We start from the raw sequence: 4,368 nt of genomic DNA, 5'->3' as shown, positions 1-4,368 counted from the left end.
CACCACGGCCAGCACGCGGTGCCCGCGCCGCCGCGCCTCCGACAGGCGTTCCACCACCAGCACGCCGACGCCCTCACCCCAGCCGACCCCGTCGGCCGCCTCCGCGAACGACTTGCACCGCCCGTCGGCGGCCAGGCCCCGCTGGAGGCCGAAGTCGGTGAAGGTGTCCGGCGTGGACATCACGGTCACCCCGCCGGCCAGGGCCAGATCGCATTCCCCGTTGCGCAGCGCCTGCACGGCGAGGTGCAGCGCCACCAGCGAGGACGAGCAGGCCGTGTCCACCGACACGGCGGGTCCCTCCAGCCCGAAGGCGTACGCCACCCGGCCGGAGACCACGCTGGCCAGGCTGCCGTTGCCCAGGTAACCGGCGTACTCCTCCGGCACCAGGCCCGGCCGGGTCCCCCAGTCGTGGTACATCACGCCGGCGAACACCCCGGTCTGGGTGCCGCGCAGGCCGGTCGGGTCGATGCCGGCGCGCTCCAGGGCCTCCCAGGACGCTTCGAGCAGCAGCCGCTGCTGCGGGTCCATCGCGGTGGCCTCGCGCGGGCCGATGTCGAACGGGGCGGGGTCGAAGTACGCCGCGTCGTGCAGGAACCCGCCCTGCCGCGTGTAGGTACGGCCGAGCTTCCCGGGCTCCGGGTCGTAGAGGCCGGAGATGTCCCACCCTCGGTCGGTGGGGAAGCCGGTGATGCCATCGGCGTCGGCGGCCAGGAGCCGCCAGAGGGTGTCGGGGTCGGTGACCTGGCCGGGGAACCGGCAGGCCATCCCGACGATCGCGATGGGGTCGTCGTCGGGGGCGGCGGCCGGGGCGGGGGCGCGGCGGCGGGCCGGGGCGCTCCCCGTGAGCGTGATGTCGAGGTGGGCGGCCAGGGCGCGGGGTGTGGGGTGGTCGAAGATGAGGGTGGGGGTGAGCCTGAGCCCGGTGGCGGTGTGCAGGCGGTTGCGCAGTTCGACGGCCGTCAGGGAGTCGAACCCGAACTCCTGGAAGGGCCGGTCGGCGTCGATGGTCTGGGGACTGCCATGGCCCAGGGTGGCCGCCGCCTCGGTACGGACCAGGTCGAGCAGGTGCCGCAGCCGCTGCTCGGCCGGCAGCGCGGCCAGCGCCTCCGCCGGGCCGGAGCCGGTCCCGGCCGCCTGGGGCTCGGCGCGGGTCTGGGTGGCGGTGGGGCGTGGGGTGGGGGCGGCCAGGTCGTGGAGCATGGGAGGCAGGCCGGGCCGGCGGCCGGCGAGGGCGGCCGGGTCGAACCGGGCGGGCACCAGATGCGCCCGGCCTGTCGTGAGGGCGGCGTCGAGGAGGGCCAGTCCCTGGCCGGTGGTCAGGGGGATGTGCCCGGCCGCGCGCATACGGCCCAGATCCCGGCCGGTCAGGGCGGCGGTCATGCCATGCTCCCCGCTCCAGGGCCCCCAGGCCAGCGCCAGGGCCGGCAGCCCAGCGGCGGCACGCAGCCCGGCCAGGGCATCGGTGAAGGCGTTGGCGGCGGCGTAGTTGCCCTGCCCGGCCCCGTCCACCACCCCCGCCAGCGAAGAGAACACCACGAACACGGCCAGGTCCAAATCACGGGTGAGCTGGTGCAGATGCCAGGCCGCCTCGGCCTTGGGCCGCAGCACCGCCTCCACCCGCTCGGCCGACAACGAGCCGATCACCCCGTCATCGACCACCCCCGCCGCATGCACCACCCCACGCAACGGCCGGTCCTGCGGGATCGCGGCCAGCAGGCCCGCCAGCGCCTCCCGATCCGCCACATCGCACGCGGCGATGGTGACCTCGGCACCCAACCCCGCCAGCTCATCACGCAGCCCGGCCGCGCCAGGCGCATCAATCCCCCGCCGCGACACCAACAGCAGACGCCGCACCCCATGCACGGCCACCAGATGCCGGGCCACCACCGCACCCAGACCACCCGTCCCACCCGTCACCAACGTGATGCCATCCGTGGGCCAGGACGTACCGGCCGCGCCCTCAGCGCCCGCCTGATCGACCGCGCCGGGCGACGGCGAGGACGCCACGTCCGGATCGGACGCCCCTACGCGGGCCAGGCGCGGCACCCACACCCGGCCGCCGCGCACCGCCACCTCCGGCTCACCGCAGGCCAGCGCGGACGCCACCTCGCCGGGTGCCGCCTGAGCTCCGGTCTCCAGATCGACGAGCACGATGCGGTCCGGGTGCTCGGCCTGCGCGGCGCGCGTCAGCCCGCACACCGCGGCCTGGACCGGATCCATCCGGCCACCGCCGGCGGCGAGCCCGCCCCGGGTCACGATCACCAGCCGGGCGTCGTCACCCGGCTCGCGGGTCAGCCACTCCCGCAGGCGGGCCAGGACCGAGCTCACGCCACGGCGCAGCCGGTCCAGCGGGTCGCCGTCGGCGGATTCGGCCCATCCGGTCGCGTCGATCACCAGATCCGCGCCGACGCCGCCCGGCGACACCGGCGGGTCCATCGGCCGCCACACCACCTCGTGCAGCAGGCGGTACGCCCCGGCGCGCGGGTTCGACCACTGCCCGGGGGCCGGGCGGTAGGCCAGCGACGTCACCGTGGCCAGCGGGCGGCCCGCCGGGTCGGCGAGGTCGAGCCGTACCCCGGTCTCGCCGTCCGGGCGCAGCCGGACCCGGGCCGCGCGGGCTCCTTCGGCGTGCAGCGCCACCCCGCGCCAGGCGAACGGCAACGCGGTGTCCTGGTCGTGGCCGGGCAGCAGGTCGGTGGCGTGCAGGGCCGCGTCGAGCAGCGCCGGGTGCGCGCCGTAGCCCTTCACCTCAACCTCGTCGGCCAGCGCCACCTCGGCGAACACCTCCTCGCCGCGACGCCAGGCCCGGGTGAGGCCGCGGAAGGCGGGGCCGTAGCCGTAGCCGCGCTTGGCCATCGCCGGGTAGAGGTCGGCCACGTCGAGCGGTTCCGCGTCCGGCGGCGGCCAGGCGGCGAACTCTTCCTCCGCCGGGCCGGGAAGCGGGCCGGGGGAGAGGAGGCCGGTGGCGTGCCGCAGCCAGCCGCCGTCCTCGGCGGCGGAATGGATCTCCACGGGCCGCCGCCCGCCCTCGCCGGCGCGGCCGGCGACCACCCGGATCGTCACCTGGCCCCGGTCCGGCAGCTCCAGGGGCGCCTCCAGCGTGAGTTCCTCGACGGAGGGGCACCCGACCTGGTCTCCGGCGCGGAGGGCGAGTTCGACGAAGGCGGTGCCGGGGAGGATGGGGGTGCCGTTGATGGCGTGGTCGGCGAGCCAGGGGTGGGCGCCGGTCGTCAGGCGTCCGGTGAGGAGGACGCCGCCGTCGGGCTGCTCGACGACCGCGCCCAGGATCGGGTGGTCGGCGGGGGCTTGGCCGAGCGCGGCGGGGTCGCCGGTGGGCGCGGGCCGCAGCCAGTACCGGCGGTGCTGGAAGGGGTAGGTGGGCAGCTCCAGGTGCCGCGTGGCCTCCCCGACCGGCCAGGCGACCCAGTCCACGGCGGTGCCGCCGGTCCACGCCCGCCCCAGCCCGGCCGCGAACCGGGCGGTCTCGTCCTGGTCGCGGCGCAGCAGCGCCACCACCGAGGCGGCCTCGGCTTCTGGGCCGGTGGTGAGGGTCTGTTCGATCATGGGGGCGAGCTGGGCGTCCGGGCCGGCCTCGATGAAGCAGCCGACCTCGTGCTCCCGCAGGCTGGTCACGGCGTCGGCGAACCGTACGGGCTGCCGTACGTGGTCCACCCAGTAGCCGGGTTCGGTGATCTCGCTGCCCGCGAGGCGGCCGGTGACGTTGGACACCAGCGGGATCGACGGCTCGCGGAACGTGATGGTTTCGGCGACCTTGGCGAAGTCGTCGAGCATGGGCCGCATCAGCGGGGAGTGGAAGGCGTGCGAGACCCGCAGCCTGCGGGTGCGGTGCCCGCGCTCACCGGCCCAGGTGAGGATCTGGTCCACCTGGTCGGCCGCGCCGGAGACGACCACGGCTCCGGGGGCGTTGATGGCCGCGATCGCCACCTGCTCGTGCCCGGCGAGCACGGAGGCGATCTCCGCCTCGCCGCACCCGATGGCGGCCATCGCCCCACCGGCGGGAAGGGCCTGCATCAACCGGCCGCGAGCGGCGACGAGCCGGCAGGCGTCGGCCAGGTCGAGCACTCCTGCGACATGCGCGGCGGTGATCTCGCCGAGCGAGTGCCCGGCCACGTAGTCCGGCCGCACGCCGAGTGATTCGAGCAGCCGGTACAGGGCGGTCTCGACCGCGAACAGCCCGGCCTGCGCGAACACCGTCTGATCCAGCAGCCCGGCCGCGCCGGGCTCACCCGCGATGATCTGGCGCAGGCTCAGCCCACCGGCCAGACCGCCCACGACCTCACCCGTCTCGGAAGCGGCGAACTCGGCCTCCAGCAGCTCACACGCCTCGTCGAAGGCCCGCGCGAACAC

At 75.9% G+C, this 4,368-nt stretch carries 1 protein-coding gene; it reads right to left on the bottom strand.

All coding sequences use genetic code 11. From position 1 onward, the window contains the following. The coding region (locus tag D5H75_RS40635; protein WP_147425483.1) for an SDR family NAD(P)-dependent oxidoreductase at positions 1-4,368 on the bottom strand (4,368 nt) is incomplete at both ends.

Source organism: Bailinhaonella thermotolerans, assembly GCF_003594875.1.
Lineage (GTDB): Bacteria > Actinomycetota > Actinomycetes > Streptosporangiales > Streptosporangiaceae > Bailinhaonella > Bailinhaonella thermotolerans.
The sequence above is the reverse complement of the archived record's forward strand: the minus strand, read 5'-3'. Positions and strand labels throughout refer to the sequence as shown.